This is a genomic window from Pseudomonas sp. P1_F1_2, assembly GCF_056405815.1.
In genome coordinates this window covers 1-19,016 of record NZ_JBFUBK010000074.1, presented here as the reverse complement: position 1 = coordinate 19,016, position 19,016 = coordinate 1, and the positions used below count along the sequence as shown (strand labels likewise).

At 58.8% G+C, this 19,016-nt stretch carries 21 protein-coding genes; 2 read left to right on the top strand and 19 right to left on the bottom strand.

The features are described from left to right. Positions 1-12 precede the first annotated feature (12 nt). The 19 genes from AC1D2P_RS20690 to AC1D2P_RS20600 all read right to left on the bottom strand — a co-directional run bounded on the left by AC1D2P_RS20690 (position 13) and on the right by AC1D2P_RS20600 (position 17,310). A complete protein-coding gene (locus tag AC1D2P_RS20690) occupies positions 13-153 on the bottom strand; it encodes a hypothetical protein (protein ID WP_007894589.1) in 141 nt (46 codons plus the stop codon). A gap of 93 nt (positions 154-246) precedes the next feature. Continuing rightward, positions 247-1,764: a sigma-54 interaction domain-containing protein gene (locus AC1D2P_RS20685; RefSeq protein WP_223523062.1), complete on the bottom strand. Its 1,518-nt coding sequence runs from the start codon at positions 1,762-1,764 to the stop codon at positions 247-249. A gap of 10 nt (positions 1,765-1,774) precedes the next feature. Then, the gene (gene tssH / locus AC1D2P_RS20680) at positions 1,775-4,423 is read right to left on the bottom strand and encodes a type VI secretion system ATPase TssH (RefSeq protein WP_109785759.1); all 2,649 of its coding nucleotides are present in this window, start codon (positions 4,421-4,423) and stop codon (positions 1,775-1,777) included. Positions 4,424-4,436: 13 nt separating this feature from the next. Continuing rightward, positions 4,437-5,444 (bottom strand): type VI secretion system baseplate subunit TssG, encoded by a 1,008-nt coding sequence (tssG, locus tag AC1D2P_RS20675; RefSeq protein WP_046030724.1) that lies wholly within the window; start codon positions 5,442-5,444, stop codon positions 4,437-4,439. Further along, positions 5,408-7,195 carry a type VI secretion system baseplate subunit TssF gene (gene tssF, locus AC1D2P_RS20670; RefSeq protein ID WP_109785760.1) on the bottom strand — a complete coding sequence of 596 codons (1,788 nt, stop codon included), beginning with the start codon at positions 7,193-7,195 and terminating at the stop codon, positions 5,408-5,410. The genes tssG and tssF overlap by 37 nt, the downstream gene beginning before the upstream one ends. A 24-nt stretch (positions 7,196-7,219) precedes the next feature. Continuing rightward, positions 7,220-7,648 carry a hypothetical protein gene (locus AC1D2P_RS20665; protein WP_109785761.1) on the bottom strand — a complete coding sequence of 143 codons (429 nt, stop codon included), beginning with the start codon at positions 7,646-7,648 and terminating at the stop codon, positions 7,220-7,222. Beyond that, complete coding sequence (locus AC1D2P_RS20660) at positions 7,641-8,063, bottom strand: hypothetical protein (RefSeq protein ID WP_146206167.1); 423 nt, start codon at positions 8,061-8,063, stop codon at positions 7,641-7,643. The genes AC1D2P_RS20665 and AC1D2P_RS20660 overlap by 8 nt, the downstream gene beginning before the upstream one ends. Next, positions 8,060-8,281 carry a hypothetical protein gene (locus AC1D2P_RS20655; RefSeq protein ID WP_046030729.1) on the bottom strand — a complete coding sequence of 74 codons (222 nt, stop codon included), beginning with the start codon at positions 8,279-8,281 and terminating at the stop codon, positions 8,060-8,062. Before AC1D2P_RS20655 ends, AC1D2P_RS20660 begins: the two co-directional genes overlap by 4 nt. A 130-nt stretch (positions 8,282-8,411) precedes the next feature. Next, positions 8,412-8,828, bottom strand: coding sequence for a hypothetical protein (locus AC1D2P_RS20650; protein WP_223523068.1), 417 nt, complete (start codon positions 8,826-8,828; stop codon positions 8,412-8,414). A 76-nt stretch (positions 8,829-8,904) separates the two neighbouring features. Continuing rightward, entirely contained in the window at positions 8,905-9,297 is a 393-nt protein-coding gene (locus AC1D2P_RS20645) for a hypothetical protein (protein WP_477811566.1), read from the bottom strand. A gap of 11 nt (positions 9,298-9,308) precedes the next feature. Continuing rightward, complete coding sequence (locus AC1D2P_RS20640) at positions 9,309-10,280, bottom strand: DUF6402 family protein (RefSeq protein ID WP_109785764.1); 972 nt, start codon at positions 10,278-10,280, stop codon at positions 9,309-9,311. A gap of 10 nt (positions 10,281-10,290) precedes the next feature. Next, on the bottom strand, positions 10,291-10,815 hold the full coding sequence (locus tag AC1D2P_RS20635) for a PAAR domain-containing protein (RefSeq protein WP_046030733.1): 525 nt from the start codon (positions 10,813-10,815) through the stop codon (positions 10,291-10,293). A 10-nt stretch (positions 10,816-10,825) separates the two neighbouring features. Beyond that, on the bottom strand, positions 10,826-11,233 hold the full coding sequence (gene tssE / locus AC1D2P_RS20630; RefSeq protein ID WP_008150080.1) for a type VI secretion system baseplate subunit TssE: 408 nt from the start codon (positions 11,231-11,233) through the stop codon (positions 10,826-10,828). Positions 11,234-11,246: 13 nt separating this feature from the next. After that, the gene (gene tssC, locus AC1D2P_RS20625) at positions 11,247-12,722 is read right to left on the bottom strand and encodes a type VI secretion system contractile sheath large subunit (protein WP_027926312.1); all 1,476 of its coding nucleotides are present in this window, start codon (positions 12,720-12,722) and stop codon (positions 11,247-11,249) included. 28 nt (positions 12,723-12,750) lie between these two features. Further along, positions 12,751-13,254 (bottom strand): type VI secretion system contractile sheath small subunit, encoded by a 504-nt coding sequence (tssB, locus tag AC1D2P_RS20620; RefSeq protein WP_477757421.1) that lies wholly within the window; start codon positions 13,252-13,254, stop codon positions 12,751-12,753. A gap of 32 nt (positions 13,255-13,286) precedes the next feature. Next, a complete protein-coding gene (tssA, locus tag AC1D2P_RS20615) occupies positions 13,287-14,846 on the bottom strand; it encodes a type VI secretion system protein TssA (protein ID WP_477757422.1) in 1,560 nt (519 codons plus the stop codon). Positions 14,847-15,500: 654 nt separating this feature from the next. Beyond that, positions 15,501-15,776 carry an HU family DNA-binding protein gene (locus tag AC1D2P_RS20610; protein WP_003213368.1) on the bottom strand — a complete coding sequence of 92 codons (276 nt, stop codon included), beginning with the start codon at positions 15,774-15,776 and terminating at the stop codon, positions 15,501-15,503. 194 nt (positions 15,777-15,970) lie between these two features. Next, entirely contained in the window at positions 15,971-17,119 is a 1,149-nt protein-coding gene (locus AC1D2P_RS20605; protein ID WP_109786766.1) for an NAD(P)/FAD-dependent oxidoreductase, read from the bottom strand. Between the two features lie 20 nt (positions 17,120-17,139). Next, positions 17,140-17,310, bottom strand: coding sequence for a rubredoxin (locus AC1D2P_RS20600; RefSeq protein WP_007942683.1), 171 nt, complete (start codon positions 17,308-17,310; stop codon positions 17,140-17,142). Positions 17,311-17,510: 200 nt separating this feature from the next. Between AC1D2P_RS20600 and AC1D2P_RS20595 the strand changes: the two genes are divergently transcribed. Then, the gene (locus AC1D2P_RS20595) at positions 17,511-18,062 is read left to right on the top strand and encodes a chorismate--pyruvate lyase family protein (protein ID WP_109786767.1); all 552 of its coding nucleotides are present in this window, start codon (positions 17,511-17,513) and stop codon (positions 18,060-18,062) included. Continuing rightward, positions 18,062-18,952, top strand: coding sequence for a 4-hydroxybenzoate octaprenyltransferase (gene ubiA, locus AC1D2P_RS20590; protein WP_046030740.1), 891 nt, complete (start codon positions 18,062-18,064; stop codon positions 18,950-18,952). Before AC1D2P_RS20595 ends, ubiA begins: the two co-directional genes overlap by 1 nt. Positions 18,953-19,016: the final 64 nt, after the last annotated feature.

Below are 19,016 nucleotides of genomic sequence, written 5' to 3'. Positions count from 1 at the left end.
TACTCCTTGCGGTCACTTGCCGCGATTGACCGCCTGCGGATCACCCAATGGGCGATAGGTGTTGTCGTTGTATTTGTAATTGCCGCTACAGCCGCCGAGGCCGCATAGAACGACGAGGGTCAGCAGGACGGCTTGCCAGTGACGAACAGGCATCAGAGGGTCTCCAGGGGTAGACAAAGCACAAAGCGCCGACCCGTTTGGGCGGCGCTGTTAAAAGCAAATGAGGTGGAATCGAAGGTCTTTTGCCTACCCATCGAAGTCACCCAAATTGATATTCAGGCGCCCGAGGCGGTAAAGCAGCGTGCGGCGTGGCAGGCCGAGTTCGCGGGCGGCGAGGGTCTGGTTGCCGTCGTTTTTGCGCAGGCAATCGAGCAACAAACTGCGTTCGACCTGCTCCAGGCGTTCGCGCAGGTTCAGGCTGTTGTCCTCCGGCATGGCTTCCATGCGCAGGGAGAAATGCTCGGCCAGCAACTCGCCGCCCTCGCACAGCAACACCGCACGTTCGACAAGGCCTTTGAGTTCGCGCACGTTGCCGGGGAAGGCATAACCGGACAGGTGATCCAGCGCGGCATCGGACCAGCGCACCGCGTCGCGCTGCAAGAACGAGCAGGCCTTTTCAGCAAAGTGCCGGGCCAGGTCGAGGATGTCGCCTTCACGCTGGCGCAGGGCCGGCAACTCGATCGGGAATTGCGCRAGGCGGTAGTACAAGTCCTCGCGGAATTTGCCTTCGCTCACCAGCACCGACAAATCCCGGTGCGTCGCGGCAATGATGCGCACGTCGATCTTGTGGGTGTCGTTGGAACCGAGCGGGCGGATCTCGCCTTCCTGCAACACGCGCAGCAACTTGGCTTGCAGCGACAACGGCATGTCGCCGATTTCATCGAGCAACAAAGTGCCGCCGTTGGCTGCGTCGAACAGCCCGGCGCGGTCGCGGTCAGCGCCGGTGAAGGCGCCTTTGCGGTAGCCGAACAGCTCGCTTTCCAACAGGTTCTCGGGGAACGCCGCGCAGTTCTGCACGATGAACGCCTGGGAACGGCGCGGGCCGCAATCGTGAATCGCCCGCGCGACCACTTCCTTGCCGGTGCCGGTCTCGCCGCGCAACAGCACGGTGTAAGGGCTGTGCAGGACTTTGCTGATCAGCGAATAGGTCTGGCGCATGGCCGAACTCTTGCCGATCAAGCCGTAACCGCTGGCGCTCGGCACACTGACTGGCGCTGGTTTTGAGTCACCCGCTGGACGACGCAAGCGTTGCAGCAAATGCAACTGACCGAGCACGAAAGAGCCCAACTGCCCGAGCGAATCGGCGAACCCTTGCAGGTCGATGTGCTGGCGACTGGCGCACAGCAGCAAGCCTTCAACCGCTTTCTGTTGATTGACCAGTGGCACGCACAACAGCGACTGCCAAGGCGTGGCCTGCGGCGGCAGGAAACTGGTTTCGTGCAGGCTGCCACTCAACTCGCCGAGGCTCACCACGCGGTTCTGGCACAAGGCAAATTGCAGCAGTTGTTCACCGTTGTAATCCGCCGGCAGGCTCGCCGCTTCCCGGGGTTGCAGAATGCCGTTCAGGCACTCGGCGTTCATCCCCAGGCAGGTGTGGGTCGCGTCCAGCAAGTACAGCTGCGTCAGTTCGCAACCGCTGAGCTCGGCCACCCCACGCACGAAGTCACCCAGCAGCGCAGCACCGTCCGCCGCCCGCGACAGGCTGGCGAACTGCGCCAGCAAGGCTTCGGCATAGACCAGCGGTTGCGGCACTTGAGTGAACATCACACCCACCTCAGGCGAACTCGCAGATCACGCTGGCGTCACCGTCGAGCGTGGCATGCACACGCTTGAGGCTTTCACCGGTGGCCATCGCATCGAGCAAGCGGTCGGCCACCAGCGGCAGCACGTGCAGGTCGAGCAAATGGTCGATCAGGCGTGCGCCACTGTCGCTTTGCGTGCAGCGCTCGGCCAGGTGATCGACGAGGTTCTGGCAGTACGTGAAATCCAGCTGACGACGGTTCAGGCGTTCGCCCAGACGGCCGAGTTTGATTTCGATCAACTCGCGCAGCACCGGGCCGCCCACCGGGTAGTAAGGCACCACACGCATGCGCGCCAGCAGCGCCGGCTTGAAGTGTTTGCTGAGGACCGGGCGAATGGTTTCTTCAAGCACTTCGGCGGTCGGCCGCGCGCCGTTTTCGCAGAGCTCGCTGATGCGGTCGCTGCCCAGGTTCGAGGTCATCAGGATCAGCGTGTTGCGGAAATCGATCTCGCGCCCTTCGCCGTCGTTGGCCACGCCTTTGTCGAAGATTTGATAGAACAGATTGAGCACGTCCGGGTCAGCCTTTTCGACTTCATCGAGCAAGACGACGGAGTACGGCTTCTGACGCACGGCTTCGGTGAGCATGCCGCCCTCGCCGTAACCGACGTAGCCCGGTGGCGCACCGATCAGGCGCGAGACGGTGTGCTTCTCCTGGAACTCGGACATGTTGATGGTGGTGATGAAACGATCACCGCCGTACAGCAAATCGGCGAGGGCCAATGCGGTTTCGGTCTTGCCGACACCGCTCGGGCCGACCAGCAGGAACACGCCGACCGGCGCGTCCGGTTTGTTCAGGCCCGCTGCCGTGGCGCGCATCGAGCGGTCCAGTGCGTGAACGGCTTGCTCCTGACCCCGGATGCGCGTGCGCAGGTCGGTGGCGAAACTGGCGACCTTGGCGTTGTGCTCACGGGCCAGTTGCGCCAAGGGCACACCGGTCCAGGCACTGATCACTTCGGCGACCAGACGCGGGCAGACTTCGAAGCTCACCAGTCGTTCTTTGACTTGCAGTTCGGTCAGGGCTTTGTGCGTGTCGTTGAGTGCGGATTCCAGAGACGCGACGCTTTGCGCCTCGTCCACCGGCAGGGTTTCGATCACGGTGCCTTCGGCGTCTTCTTCAACCGTCACGGTCGGCTCGACGGCGGCGGCTTCACGGGCCTTGGCCAGTTGCTGACGCAGATCCAGCAGGCGCTCGGCCAATTCTTTCTGTTCAGTCCACAGGGTTTCCAGCGCGATCATTTCGCTCTCGGCTTCGTCGAGGCGATCTTCCAACGCGTCCAGCGCTTCGTGATCGATCAGCAAACCGGCTTCGGCATCACGGCGCAGGGCCTGACGCTGACGGCCGCCTTCGGCCAGTTCGCCACGCAGGCGTTCAAGGCTTTCCGGGGCGGCGGCGAGGCTGATGCGAACGCGGGCGCAGGCGGTGTCGAGTACGTCGACGGCTTTGTCCGGCAGTTGACGACCCGCCAGGTAACGGGCGGACAGTTCGGCAGCGGAGACCACCGCGTCATCGCGCAGGTAGATGCCGTGGCTCTTCTCGTACACCTGAGCCAGGCCACGCAGGATGGTCACCGCTTCGCTGACGGTCGGTTCGTGCAGTTGCACCGGTTGGAAACGACGGGCCAGCGCCGGGTCTTTCTCGAAGTATTTTTTGTACTCGGCCCACGTGGTGGCGGCGATGGTGCGCAGTTCGCCACGAGCCAGCGCCGGTTTCAGCAGGTTGGCCGCGTCGGAACCGCCGGCATTACCGCCCGCGCCGATCAGCGTGTGGGCTTCGTCGATGAACAGGATGATCGGTTTCGGCGAGGCTTTGACTTCGTCGATCACGCCTTTGAGGCGACGCTCGAATTCACCTTTGACGCTGGCGCCCGCCTGCAACAGGCCCATGTCCAGCGACAGCAACTCAACGCCTTTGAGCACTTGCGGTACTTCACCGGCGGCGATGCGCGAGGCCAGGCCTTCGACGATGGCGGTTTTACCCACACCAGCCTCACCGACCACAATCGGGTTGTTCTTGCGCCGGCGGGCGAGGATGTCGACCATCTGGCGGATCGCGCCATCGCGGCACAGCACCGGGTCGAGTTTGCCGTCGCGGGCCTGTTGAGTCAGGTTGTGGGTGAAGCGCTCCAGCAACGACTCACCCGGCACGGCGGGTTTTCCGGTGGCCGGTTGTTCTTTCTGCGACAGGGCGAATTCTTTCAGACGCTCAATGTTCAGCTTGGCCAGCAACGGCTGGTAGCGGCTGCCGGCGTAGCGCATCGGGTTGCGCAGCAGCGCGAGAATCAGGGCAGCTTGTTCGACCTGGGTCTGGCCCAGTTCGAGGTTGGCCACCAGCAACGCATCTTGCAGCCACTGCACCAGTTCCGGGGCGAACACCGGATTGCGCGAGGCGCTGTGCTCGACCCGCGACTGCAACGCGGCGTTCAGCTCACCGGCGTCCACTTCGGCATCTTGCAGCGCGCGTGCGAGCAAGCCTTGCGGGCGCTCCAGCAGGCCCAGCAGCAAGTCTTCGACGAGGATTTTGCTGCCGCCACGAGCGACGCAACGCTCGGCCGAACTTTCCAGATCACGACGGGTTTCGGCGTCCAGCGCCTGGATAAGTTGTTGCAGGTCTACGTTGATCATTGGTCATCTGTCCTTAATGAATTTTGCTGCCCAGGGTCACCACGCCGTCCGCTTTTTCGCGGCCCAGCCAACTGGTCCATCCCAGGCGACAGGCGTTCTGCTCACCGATGCGCAGTTCGGGGATTTCTTCCTGGCGCAACACCAGGCGAATGTCGTAGTCGAGCGGGTCACGCAGGGTGAACCGCACCAGCGCGCACAACGGCTGGTAGCCGAAACCGATCGGCAGGAATTCATGGAATCGCTGCCAGTCGAGTTGGGTGATGTGGATACGGAATTTGCCGCTGCGGTCGCGCACGTGCTCGCCCAGCACCAGGTCTTCGCCCAGCAGGCTGTTGGCTCGGCCCAAACGATTGCGCTGCTCGTCGAGAATTTCCACGCGACGCTCGATGCACTGCTCGATGACCAGGTCTTCGTGCTTGAAGTAGTAACGCAACACCGCTTCGATCAGCGCCGCCGAGTGTGCCCGCAAGCTGAGCAAGCCGAGGTACGGCAGCAGGCGTTTCCAGTTCAGTTCCTGGGCCTTGCGGATCTCTTCGCCACCCAGGCCGATCAAGGCAAACAGCTGCGAGGAAAACGGGTCGAGCGCGCCGCTCTGGAAGCTCGCGCGGTAACGATACTTGCGCCAGATCGGCAGCATCAGCCGTTGCAGGCGATGGTGAAACAGGTCGAGGAAGTTGCGCGTCGGGTTGCCGTCTTCGCTGTCGCCCAAGGCCTGTTCGCCATAGAACGCCGGCAGCGGCGAACCGGAACCGACCAGGCCGATCAGGTTGAACCGCAGGCGCGCGCGCATCTGCCCGTGCTCTTCGAAAAACTCCACGCGATCGACGTCACTGCCAGGGAAACCCAGGCTCGGATTGGCCTGGAATTCCAGCTGGTCGTACAGATCGTCTTCGCTCAGGTACGGGTGCGCCGCGCGCAGCCGGTCGATCACCAGCAGCACGGCCTGAAACAGCGAGTACTCGCGTATTACCCGGGTCAGCCCGCTTAAAGCAGGGGCTGCAGGCCCATACGTGGTGTCCATTGGTACACCTCTCCCTGTGTGCTTTTTACCCGCAGCTCGTGGAACGAATTGAGACTGGCGTAAAGCGCGAAAAACTCGTTAAGAACAGAAGCGAACACGAACAGGTCGCCTTCGCCGATATAGCCTTCCGGGTCGATGGTCAGCTCGGTGCGCAACCCGCGCACCGGCAAGCCGCGATGCAAACGGTCGACGTGGTGATGCTTGATCGACTTGAGCCCGCCGAGCAGGCGTTTGCTGACCTTCTCCGCGTGTTGGTCGTAGTAGCGCGGCAGGTCGTAGGTTTCGAGAATCACCTTCAACGCATTGACGTCGGCCAGCGACAGATAGTTAAGCGACATGTTGCTGATCAGCTTCCACAGGAAGTCACGGTTCAGCGGCGGCGCGAAACTGGAAGTGGCCGGGGTGATGTTGCGGAAACTCAGGAACTCCGGCGTCTCTTCGCAGGCCACGCAAATGTCGCCGAGCTTGAGCTTGCGCGGCAGGTTCTGGTTGGTGCACGTCAGCTCGATCGACAGGGTTTCATGGGCTTCGGTGTGGCGGATGCCGAAGCTCAGGTAAGTGTCGAGACCGTCGTGCAGCAAGGACGAACGCTGACGAATGCTGTAATGCGGACGGCTGGTGGGCACGTCGAAACTCGGGTCGTGCTCGAAGGATTCGAACGGCACGTATTCCTGATAACCGAGGCCGCCGGGCTTCCAGCCAGTGACGGTTTCCACGGAAAACACACCGCAGTTTTCCAGGTCGTATTCGGCGGGTAGCAACAGGTATTCGTCCTGCTTACCGTCGAGGCGGATCGGCAACGCATCGTGCTTGAACAGATTGACGATGGGCGTGCAATACAGCTTCACGTTGTCCAGGGTCGGACGCATGCGCATGATGCCGCTCTTGCGAATATCGAAGCGCAACTCCAGGCCGCGCATCTGCTTCAGCGTGTCTTCCGGCAGCGCCTTGAGCAGGTCCAGACCGTTGACGTCGACGAACAGGAACTTGTCCTGAAAAGCGAAATACTCTTGCAGGTAGCGATAGCCACGGAAGGTGTTCAGCGGATACGGAATCAATGCCTCTTCTTCGGCAAAGCCCACCGGCTGCACACGGTCGCCGGGCAGCTTGAACGCCATCGGTTTACCGCTGACACCGTTGATGGGTTTGCCTGCGCCATCCAGCGGGATCAGTTCGATGCCTTCGAGGTTGCGCAACAGGCTGAGGTACAGCATCTGGCTGATGTAACGCTCGCCAGCGAAGTGCAAACGCAGGCGACTTAGCTCTAATTCACCGAGGTGACCGTCAGCGCTCATCTCCAAACGCAGGCTCAACAGCGAACCGTCGCCTTTCACCGAATAGGTCAGCGCGGCCAGATCCAGCGCCTGGACTTCGGTCGGGTAGCACGTGCGGAAACGGCAGCGCACGTCTTCGATGGGCACGCTTTCAATCGGCGTATCGCGCTCGACTTTCAACGCAGGCCCGGAGCGCTTGAGCGGGTCGAACTGCAAAATGCTGAACGCCGGCAGCGGGCGCATGTAGTTGGGCCACAGCAGCTGCATCAGCGAATGGCTGAGCTCTGGCAATTCGTCGTCGAGCTTCTGACGCAGGCGACCGGTCAGGAACGCAAAACCTTCCAGCAACCGCTCCACGTCCGGATCCCGCCCAGCCTGGCCGAGGAAAGGTGCCAACGCGGGACTACGCTCGGCGAAACGGCGGCCTAACTGGCGCAGTGCGGTGAGTTCGCTTTGGTAGTAGTGGTTAAAGGACACGGGGTACCTGCCTGGTATTGAATCTCATGAATAAAACGTCCTGTAGAGCGCTACCGTCAGACCCGCACAGACGTAGCCGGCGATCAGGAGGTACGGCACGATCAGGATCCAGCCGTAGGCCATGTAAGAGTCACTGAGCTGCCCGGCGACCAGACTGAACAAGCCATAAAGCATCCATGGCACGGCGTAGAACGGAATGAACTTCAACGGCGCCAACCAGACCATCCGCAGCGCTTGTTGCTCGCTACGGTTCTTGGCGGATCGAGAAGTCCACAGCGAAAACATCAACAGACCGGGGATGCCCCACCACAACAGGTACACCCAATGGGTCTCGGATGAGTCGAACGTGGAGTACTCGCCAATCCACAGGCCATAGGAAAAAATCGCCAGCACCGCCAGCAATGGCCACCACAAGGCAACCATGAAGAAACTCAGTTGCGCTCGGCTAAGCATGGTCGGCCCCCGACGCGAGCTTCGAGGCTTTTGCGCCAACTACTTTGCGCTTGTACCAGCCATCCAGCCCGGTGCTGAGAAGGATCGCCGTCAAGGTGAATATTCCTTGGCCGATGCCATAGAGCAGCGCCCGTAGCGGATGATGCGGCAGCATCCACAGGAGAATTAGTCCTACCCAGATCGCCCACAGGATCAACTTCACACGTAGCACAGGAATCAGCGCCAGCACCGCGTTGAAGACAAGGAAAAACTCGTAGAGGAATTTGCTGGTAAGACGAATGTTCACGCCACGGGAGGTCAAGCCGCCGTAGGTCGAGATGTACCAGTCGGCCGCGAAGTTATTCAGAAACGTGTAACCCACACAGAAAACACCGTGGATCAACAGGCAGCAGACGATGCGGGCCAGCATGTTCATGCGGGACGCACCGAGGAGTAACAGCTGCCCACGATTTCGATGGCCACCAATGAAATCAGGACCATGAACGTCAGCGAGCGATGCAGCCATGACTGACGCAGTCGCTTGCTGATCGCCGTGACAATCAGCAGAAAACTCAAGATCGCGATGCCGCCGAACAGATTGCTGTCGGCGATGAACATCAGATACATGCGCATCTCGTCCGATACGTCGATCATGGGCAAAAGGCTCCATCCTCGAGGGTCCAGCTGCGCTGATAACCATCACGTTCACGTTTGACGGATTGCAGGGCGCAGAAATGGAGATGAGGCCCGACCTCTTTTTGCTGTTCTTTTTGCTCGTCCATGATTACCGGTCTCTCGCTTTTTCAGGCGTCATCGCCGTGCTGGTGTGTAGATAAAGTTGTTCGCCGTCAAACCCTGTAATACCGGCAGCGCTCAGAGGAAAACCGTCTTTCGTGCTGTATCGAACCCAGCCTTGCGACCACATATCGCCATTCTCGTGACGAACCTGTACGTAGTAATTTGGTGCTTCGGCCTTGGAGACTTCGATAAATACCCCACCATCTTCGCCACCCACCCAAAGCGCATTGGGATGAGCAATCAAAGTCGGGGCGACGGACCGTTCCATACGCAACAGCACAGCAAACAAAACCAAAATCGCCAGCAGCCCAATGGAGCTCAGGAAAGCGATAAGCAAAGTAATGGACAGGCGCTTTTTATCCGTGCACTGGCACAACTCCCCCTCCCTAGTGAGCCTGGACATCAGATCTCCAGAACCTTGTGTGGGGTGTTGCTGATAAATATGCTCAATACACTTCCCCTCCAATCCGACAGTTTGCTTATTCTTTTCCGTCATCTAACGGCGCGCACGCTGTAATACTCCACCCTTCGTACCCGGTTGAAGTTGGATAAATCGCATGACCATTAACCCATTGCGAGCGCTCATCTGTCGTGAATTCATTCTGCCAAAGCAGCCACTCAGACGACTTCAGCAACTCACCTTCAACGCTATACACTCGAAAAAACGCTTCACTAGTGAAAAGCTTTACAAATTTCCCAGCGACGCCAAAATTAGAATACTTCGGTATATACGAATTAATATAACAAGTTTTAGCTTCATTCCAAGTCGTGGAATAAACTTCCGCCGTAACGGCAGCCCCATGCTTAATGTATAGCCAAACGGAAACAGGCGCGCCTACTACAAGCAATATCAGCACCAACAAATACGACATTTTTTTCATAATCACTTAGACCCAGAGCGAGATAGGTACTCTTCAAAATCGATAGGACCAAGATGAATTATAAAAGACACGTCATACAACTTGACCGTCGTATAAATCATCATATCTCCACCCTTCCCGTTCACTTGCCGATATTTATTAAAGTGCCCATTCGTCACTTTGTGATATTCGACTCCGGCTTTTTCAATCAACGCAGGCTCGGCAAAATAGTCAATCGGACCGGGCCGGGTTACCCCTTCAGGCGCCCAATAGCCCAATAATTGATCGTCCCCGGCATTGAGAAAGTCGTAAGTATCCCGAACGTAAAGGCCAACCTGCTCTATTTCTATTGCCGGAAAGCCATGATCGTTTTGAATAGTGCGAAATTTAGTTGCCGCGACTTTTACGACGAAAGTCCCTAAAGCGCCGTATACATCATCCAACGCATCCGTAGCCTTTTCCCAATCTTTAGCCCCGAACCTAATCAAATTAAATTGGGATATATCCTCCAACTCAATAGCTGTTTTATCACTGTAATCCAGGTATGCGCTTTTTAGCTTCTTTGACTTTGCATCCAGCAAGCCAAGTCGCTGGAGTCGCGTCATCAATACGATCAGCCCTTTAGAAAGCTCGTCGAGCGAACCTTTTACTCTACCGGCACTTCCGTTAAATTCTGATGTTGATGATAGCTCAGCAATATACTCATCAACTTTTGGCTTTACACGCTTCGACCCAGTAAACAACCACTCAAACGATATATCAGTTATAAGCTTATCCGCACTCAAGGTACTCGCTGCTATGTCACCTTGCTTAACAGATTTTGGCAACTCATAGGGCTCACCAGCGAACCACTTCCGCATGACACGAGCGGCCACCGTCCAACCCAATTTATCCATAACTTTAGGAATTGAAGAAAGCTGAAAAACCTTAGCTTGAACGCTTTGACCTTCTTTATTCTGAGCTGGAGTCAGAGGAGCTTTGATCGGCGCGGGCATGGAATAAACCTCAGCAAATGGCAATAGAGTTTTGAGGTTCTAAAAGCAACGTAACCCCTTCAGCAATTGAGGAGCCAATTACCGAAGTTTTTCCTTCACTATCCGTGACGCCTGTTATTTCTTTTCCTGAGTCCGTGCGGATTGTGTATCCGCGATCCGCTATCGGCGCGCCTGTCTCGGGATCAGTCACAACGAAGTGTTCGGTAAACGGCCACTGAATTTCCACCGGCAACGGAGGAACAAACGGCACCGCCGAATGCGAATTCCCGATAATCACTGTCCCGGACCCGGCCGTAACCTTGTTGCCATGAGTCCCGACGGAATCCACCGTCGCAGCCGGTTTGCCGTTAATCAAAACCGTCGTCGCCAACCCGCCCGACATCGCACCACCACACGCCGAGGCATCGCCTTGGCGGGCGGCCGCGAGGCCGTCGAAGAACACGTCGCCGGAACCGGCGGCGATCGGGTTGGTGCCGTGGCCGGGGAGCGGGCAAGCGGTGGGGTCGGATACACGTGCTGCGGGTTTGCCGGACATACGAATCTCCTTAGTTGACCTTCACTTGACCGCTGCCATCCAGGCGCGCGGCGAAACTGACCTGACGCTTGAAACCATCAACTTCCAGCAGCCCTTCGATGCTGAAGGACAGGCGAAGCTGATCGTGGTCACGCGGCAGGGAAATGACACGCACATTGCTCAGGCGTGGCTCGTAGGCTTCGATGAAATTTTCGATGGCCAGACGGGCCTGACTCAGGGAGTCGTGCAGGCTCAGACGCATGTCATTGAGATCGGGTAGCCCGTAATCGGACAGCGTTTGCACGCTGCCCGCACGGGTGCTGAGCATCTTGGCCAGATGGGCAGCCACGGACGCCATGGCGGAAACCTCGCGGCTCCAGCCGACGCGTTTGTCCGCGTCGCCACCCAGGCGTTCGAAAAGGCTGCCGTATCCAGTCATGAGTTAGCTCCGCTTACTCTTTGTCCAGCTTGCCAACCAGCGACAGGGTGAAATCGGCACCCATGTACTTGAAGTGCGGGCGCACGTTCAGGCTGACGCGGTACCAGCCAGGCTCGCCTTCGACATCGCTGACGATGATCTGGGCAGCGCGCAGCGGACGACGGCCACGGACCTCGGCGCTCGGGTTTTCCTGGTCGGCCACGTATTGGCGAATCCACTTGTTGAGTTCCAGTTCGAGGTCGGTACGTTCTTTCCACGAACCGAGTTGCTCGCGCTGCAGCACTTTCAAGTAGTGAGCCAGGCGGTTGACGATCATCATGTACGGCAGTTGGGTGCCGAGCTTGTAGTTCAGCTCTGCCGCCTTGCCTTCTGCGCTGATGCCGAAGAACTTCGGCTTCTGCACCGAGCTTGCGGAGAAGAACGCCGCGTTGTCGGAGCCTTTGCGCATGGTCAGGGAGATGAAGCCTTCCTCGGCCAGTTCGTATTCACGACGGTCGGAAACCAGAACCTCGGTAGGAATCTTGGTTTCGATTTCGCCCATGCTTTCGAAGTGGTGCAACGGCAGGTCTTCCACCGCGCCACCGCTTTGCGGGCCGATGATGTTCGGGCACCAGCGGAATTTGGCGAAGCTGTCGGTCAACTTGGTGCCGAACGCGTAGGCGGTGTTGCCCCACAGGTAGTGTTCGTGGCTGTTGGCGACGGTTTCTTTGTAGACGAACGATTTGACCGGGTTGTCTTCCGGGTCGTACGGGTTACGCAGCAGGAAACGCGGCACGGTCAGGCCGACGTAACGGGAGTCTTCCGACTGACGGAAGCTCTGCCATTTGGCGAATTGCGGGCCTTCGAAGTGATCTTTCAGATCTTTCAGGTCCGGCAGGCCGGTGAAGCTTTCCAGGCCGAAGAATTTCGGGCCGGCCGCGGCAATGAACGGCGCGTGGGACATGCAGGCAACGCTGGACACGTACTGCATCAGTTTCACGTCCGGCGAGCTTGGGGACATGAAGTAGTTGGCGATGATCGCGCCTACAGGCTGACCACCGAACTGGCCGTATTCAGCGGTGTAGATGTGCTTGTACAGGCCCGACTGCATCACTTCCGGAGAATCTTCGAAGTCGTCCAGCAGGTCGTCCTTGGAGACGTTGAGGATTTCGATCTTGATGTTTTCGCGGAAGTTGGTGCGGTCGACCAGCAACTGCAGGCCACGCCACGACGATTCCAGGGACTGGAAGTCCGGGTGGTGCAGGATCTCGTCCATCTGGCGGCTGAGCTTGGCATCGATCTCGGCGATCATGCGGTCAACCATGGCTTTCTTGACCGGCTCGCCGTTGTTCTGCGGCTTGAGCAGCTCTTCGATGAAGGCCGACACACCGCGTTTGGCGATGTCGTAGGCTTCGTCGTCCGGAGTCAGGCGGGTTTCGGCGATGATGCTGTCGAGAATGCTGTATTCGCCGTTCTCGTTGCTCTTTTGCTGTGCTGCGCTAGTGCTCATTATCTTGGCTTCCTTGGCTGATGGAGACTCAGGCGTCCTGGGCGGCGGCGTTCAGGCCCAGCTCACCGAGTACGCGACCGCGGGATTCGTCGTCGGCGAGCACGCCTTCGATGGCTTTGCGGAACGCAGGTGCGTTACCCAGCGGGCCTTTGAGGGCCACCAGCGCGTCGCGCAGTTCCATCAGTTTTTTCAGCTCGGGCACTTGCTCGACCAGGCTGGCCGGGTTGAAGTCCTTCATCGAGTTGACGCGCAGTTTCACGGCCAGTTCTTCAGTGTCGCTTTCTTCCTGAAGACGGTTCGGTACGCTCAGTGCCAGGCTCAGCTCTTGCTTGGCCAGTACTTCGTCGAAGGTCATCTTGTCGATGCTGATCGGCTTGCGATCTTCGACTTTGCGTTCGTCCTTGCGGTGGGTGTAGTCACCGATTGCCATTAGTTTCAACGGCAGTTCGATCTCTTCCTGTGCACCACCGGTGGCAGGTTTGAAAGTGACGTTGATGCGTTCCTTGGGGGCTACCGAGCCTTCTTTGGCCATGGCTTTTCTCCTTGCGGTTGTGGCCCTGGGGCCTATTCGAGTACCACTTCGAGATCGAGGTGGCACAGCCTGCGATAAATCTCTTCCTTGCGTTCACGTACGGCATGGTTCTGCGGCAACAACTCGCAGCAGCTATGCAGTAAATGCAGCACTTCCAGCGCAAGATCGGGCTCCCAGGCGTTCAGGCCTGAGTCCTGTAATGTTTGGTCCAGTGTTTCGAGTTGGGTCTTGGCCAGTTCGTATTTCTTGGCCATGAAGCACAACCGCGCGAGGGCGAACTGCCAGAAGAATCGAACGCGCCCGCCCTGAGCGCTTTGCAGGCCTTGCTTGAGGATCTGCACGGCGGCCTTGAGGCCGTCCTTGCGCAGAATCGGCAGGACTTCTTCCAGGGCCAGTTCCCAGGCCGGCTGGGTTTCGACGTCGGTTTCGACTTTGCGCGGCGCACTGGCGCTTTGCAGGTGCGGCATGACATTGGCGGCGATCCACGCCCGGGTGGACGGATCGGCAAACGGGGCGCCATCGTGGTAACGCAACTCGACGATGCCAGGCAGGCGCTGAATCAAAAGCGCGAAGTGGATTTCCACTTCGCGCATGGCCATCTCGGCGTTCAGGGCCTGAAGGCATTCCCAGACCATCCGCTGGCCATCGAACCAGAACGGCGCCTTCGCCAGGCTCGCCTCCAGTTCCACCAACAGGTCAGCGTATTTGCCCTGATCGTAGCGGTCCTGATAGACCTTGAGCTTGTCCGCCGGCAAGCCGCGCAGCACGGTGATTTGCTCGGCATTGCGCTCGGGGACGGAATCGATCGGCAACCAAAGCAACGTGCGATTGAGGCGCAAGGCGCGCAAGTCGGTGGCTTTCTGCTTGAGCCACCAGGCACACAACGGCCGCGCGCTCTCTTGCTGAGCGCGCAAGGCCTTGTGGGCTTCTTTTTCGTTGTCGATCGGTGCGCCGGGGGTGAACAACTGCGTGGCGGCTTGTTTGACCTGAGCGACTGCGGCGCCGACCACACCGGGTTCCGGCTGATTGTCGGCAGCGCGCTGCACCATGCTTTTCAGGCGACGGGAGATCGGCAGCAACAGCGGCGCATCGTCGCCCAGGTGCTCGGTGCAAGCGGCGTCGAGGCCTTCAAGGTGTTCGACCAGCCGCCGGAACATCGGCAACTGCTCTTTGATCGCGACGTTTTCGGTGAGCACCTGCTCCAGACGCGGCACCAGCCAACTGATGGCAGCGGAGCGGGTGCGGGCCTTGTTCGGGTGGACTTCGGCCCACTGGCTTTCGCACAGGTAGTGCAGCAAGCCGAGGCCGGCCAACAAGCCCTGGAAGGATTCGCGCTGGTACAACGCCCAGGTCAGCCAGGCGCCAACCCGCAAGTCCTTGGACTGGGTTCGCAGCAGGTTTTCACTGTTTTCACGGATTTTCAGCCAGTCGATCTGACCGCTTTCGTGCATGGACGAGGCTTTCGCCAGCTCACTTTCCAGTGCTTCAAATTCGCCCGAAAAGCGAACGTCCTCGCCCGCGAAATTCTCTTTGGAAACAGAGACTTTTGCGAGTTCGAGATAATGCGCGGAAAGTTTGCTTGAGTAGGACATCCATGGCCTTTAATTAGGATTACGGTCGTACGCCCAATGAAGATTTCAGGGGGCATGGACAGTATCAAAGAGCTGCGAGAAGTCTCATCCAATTGAGTTCGTGCTCTTTCAAGTGGGCGCATCGTAATCACAATGATGGCCACTAGCAAGCACCTGATTAAACAACAAGATGAAGTGTTCTTTGTTACGTGTAGGAGATTTCCCTATATGAGACAGGGGTTACCCTGACGGCCTTTTAATATTACTGCCTTCATCAGAAGCCCCCGAAAGCACTGAGCCAGAGCCTCGCGTTAAACATCTTCGGAATCCGAAGCAACGCCTTGCATTGGCGGTCGTGCAGCATGCCAACAATAGAAGACAATTAATGTAGGATTCGTCTGAAACACAGAGATCGATATTGAACAAATCGAAGCAGGACAATGGACAGTTAAGAAAGTGCCATCGCCATGATGGCGCCCTATATATCCCCGACGCTTTCAATGGATGGGCAAGGCATTAATCCGAATGTCAAAACTATAGTTCCATAATGTATTTATCAGTCCACAAACTGCATACAACTCTCTTGTCTGCGCCCATAAAAAATGGGCATCCGAATTAATCGGCATGCCCATTTTTCAGTACGGTTCTCCCCGTTATTCAGGGAGTTCGCCGCAATTATGGATTAACGCTGTCTTTCAACGATTTGCCTGGCTTGAAGGCAACAGTGTTGCTGGCCTTGATTTTGACGGGCTCACCGGTTTGCGGGTTTTTGCCGGTGCGGGCACCGCGGTGGCGTTGCAGGAAGGTACCGAAGCCCACCAGCGTGACGCTGTCCTTGCGATGCAGAGCGCCGGTGATTTCTTCGAGAACGGCGTTGAGAACGCGGTTGGCCTGCTCTTTGGTGAGATCTGCTTTTTCAGCAATTGCTGCGGCGAGTTCTGGTTTACGCATATTAGTGAAGCCCCTTTGACGGTTTTTTGTTGTTATGTCCGTGCTGCTCTCTGCGGAGCAGCGCCCAAAGCGCCGCAGGTGCTCTACTCTGCGGCAGACGGGAGTGAGGATGGCACGCACGGAGGAGCCGCGCCAGTCTCGGCGCGCGGTTTGTAGGGGCAAAACAGGGGTGATTCCGACAGAACGACCGGCATTTACGCCAGCAGTGCCGGAAGCTCTTTGTTGAGGGCCAGTTTTTCCATCACCGCGGCGCCTGTCAGGGCATAACCGAGCAGTTTTCCGCCCGCATCGCGGCATAAGACCTTGATGTCGGCGCCCTGCCCTTCGACCGTCCAGACGCCCTCGGTACCGCGTGGTGGCGGCGAGACCACCAATGGGCACACCGGGGTTTTCACGGTGATTGGCATCGGGCCATAACTCACCGCCGCAGGGGTTCCGGCCAGGGTCTGGGCCAGCGCTCGGGCGCAGCTCATCAACGGCATGACGTACAGCAAGTTCAGCCCATCAACTTCGGCGCAGTCGCCCAGTGCGTAGATATTGTCATGGGAGGTTTTCAGGTGACGGTCGACCACCACGCCTCGATTGACTTGCACGCCGGCCGCAGCCGCCAGATCAATACGCGGGCGCAGACCGATGGCCGAGACCACGACGTCACAAGGAATCACCTGACCATCGGACAGATGCGCTTCCAGACCGTCAGCCACTCGCTGCAAGCGATTGAGCACCGGCCCGAGGTGGAAGCGTGCGCCAAGGCTTTCCAGACCGGCCTGGACGGCAGCCGCGGCGGCCGGGTGCAGCAGGGTCGGCATCACTTGCTCGCACGGTGCGACCAGTTGCACCTGGTAGCCGCCAAGGCTCAGGTCATTGGCGAACTCGCAACCGATCAGGCCGGCGCCGAGCAGCAACACCCGACGCTTGCCGGCCGCCGCCGCACGAAAGCGGGCGTAATCTTCCAGATCGTTGATCGGGAACACGCAATCCGCTGCGTCGCCGTCAATTGGCACCCGCACAGTTTCGGCACCCCAGGCCAGAATCAGGTCACGGTAGATCACCGCTTCCTCACCGATCCACAAGCGCTTGTGGCCCGGGTCGATGCCACTGATGCGCGTGTGCGTACGCACTTCGGCCTTCAGCGTCTCGGCCATGGTACCGGGTTCGGCCATGCTCAGGCCGTCGGCGTCTTTGTTTTTGCCGAAACCGGTGGAAAGCATCGGCTTGGAGTAGGAACGCCCGTCATCGGCGGTAATCAGGAGCAACGGGGTTTCGCTGTCGAGCTTGCGAAACTCCCGGGCCAGGTTGTACCCGGCCAGCCCGGTACCGACGATCACGACAGGTGCGTTCATTCCTTACTCCTCTAATTGTTTTAAGCAGCGATTTCGATCATTTCGAAATCCATCTTGCCCACGCCGCAGTCCGGGCACAGCCAGTCTTCCGGCACGTCTTGCCACAGCGTGCCCGGCGCAATGCCGTCGTCCGGCCAGCCGTCGGCTTCGTTATAGATAAGGCCACAGACCACACATTGCCATTTTTTCATTTGGTTCATCCTCAGGATTCAGGCGTATTGCCGGCGCGAACGGTCGATGGTTGCAGCGCTGCCGTCCGGCTCAGGGCGTTTTGTACTGATCGGGCCCGTCAGATGCAAGCCTGTTCGGCGCGACGGCGGCCGCGGTCAATCAAAATCGCCGGCTGACATGGTAAGCTCGCCGCCTCATTTGCTGCCAATAATGACTCACTGTGCCGCACTCAAAATCCCCGCTGTGGCTCACCCAAGGCCAACTCACTCCCCGTCCCGACGCCTCTATTCTCGACTGGCTGTTCGACGAAGGCTCCCTGACCCGACGTTTGATCCGTTTGTCGAATGACCGCTTCAGCGTCACGCCGCTGTTCGAAGGCTGGCAACTGCTGCGCACCGACGAATGTGCTGCGCTGGACCTGGCCGAAGGCAGCGAGGGCTGGGTTCGCGAGGTGTATCTGCGCGGTCACGGCGAGGCATGGGTGTTTGCCCGCAGCGTGGCGGCACGCAGCGCGCTGCAGGGCGATGGTTTGCACATGGACGAATTGGGCAGCCGCTCCCTGGGGGAATTGCTGTTTTGCGATCATGCGTTCCAGCGCCGCGCCATCGAGGTTTGTCACTATCCTCAAGCATGGCTGCCGCAGGAATGCCGGGCACCTGAGCTGTGGGGCCGGCGTTCGCGATTCGACCGCGGCGCCTTGAGCGTGTTGGTGGCCGAGATCTTCCTGCCGACCTTATGGAACGCCACCCGCGCCCATCCGGAGAACTGTTGATGTACCAGAGCCTGCTCAAGTCCCTGAACCGCTTGAATCCTCGGGCCTGGGATTTCATTCAACTGACGCGCATGGACAAACCCATCGGCATTTACCTGCTGCTGTGGCCGACCTTGTGGGCGTTGTGGATTGCCGGTAAAGGTTCGCCCTCCTTGGCCAACGTGGTGATTTTCGTCCTCGGCGTGGTGCTGACCCGCGCCGGTGGTTGTGTGATCAACGACTGGGCGGACCGCAAGGTCGACGGCCACGTGAAACGCACCGCGCAACGGCCACTGGCCAGCGGCAAGATCAGTTCGAAAGAAGCGTTGGTGTTCTTTGCGCTGTTGATGGGCGTGAGTTTCCTGTTGGTGCTGTGCACCAACGCGCCGACGATCTGGTTGTCGCTGGGCGGGCTGGCGCTGGCGTTCACCTATCCGTTCATGAAGCGCTACACCTATTACCCGCAAGTGGTGCTGGGCGCCGCGTTTTCCTGGGGGATGCCGATGGCGTTCACCGCAGAAACCGGGGAACTGCCGGCCGTGGCGTGGCTGTTGTGGATCGCCAACCTGCTGTGGACCGTGGGTTACGACACGTATTACGCAATGACCGACCGCGATGACGACCTGAAGATCGGGGTGAAGTCCACAGCGATTCTGTTTGGCGATGCGGACCGGGTGATCATCCTGACGTTGCAAGGGTTGGCGCTGGGTTGCTTGTTGCTGGCCGGGTCGAAGTTCGAGCTCGGGGGCTGGTTCCATCTAGGCTTGCTGGCGGCGGCGGGCTGTTTTGCGTGGGAGTTCTGGTACACCCGCGACCGTGACCGGATGCGTTGTTTCAAGGCGTTCTTGCACAACCATTGGGCCGGATTGGCGATTTTTGTCGGGATTGTGCTGGATTACGCGTTTCGCTGATGGACACGCTTTATGTAGCAGCTGCCGAAGGCTGCGTCCGGCTGCGCAGCAGTCGTAAATCCTG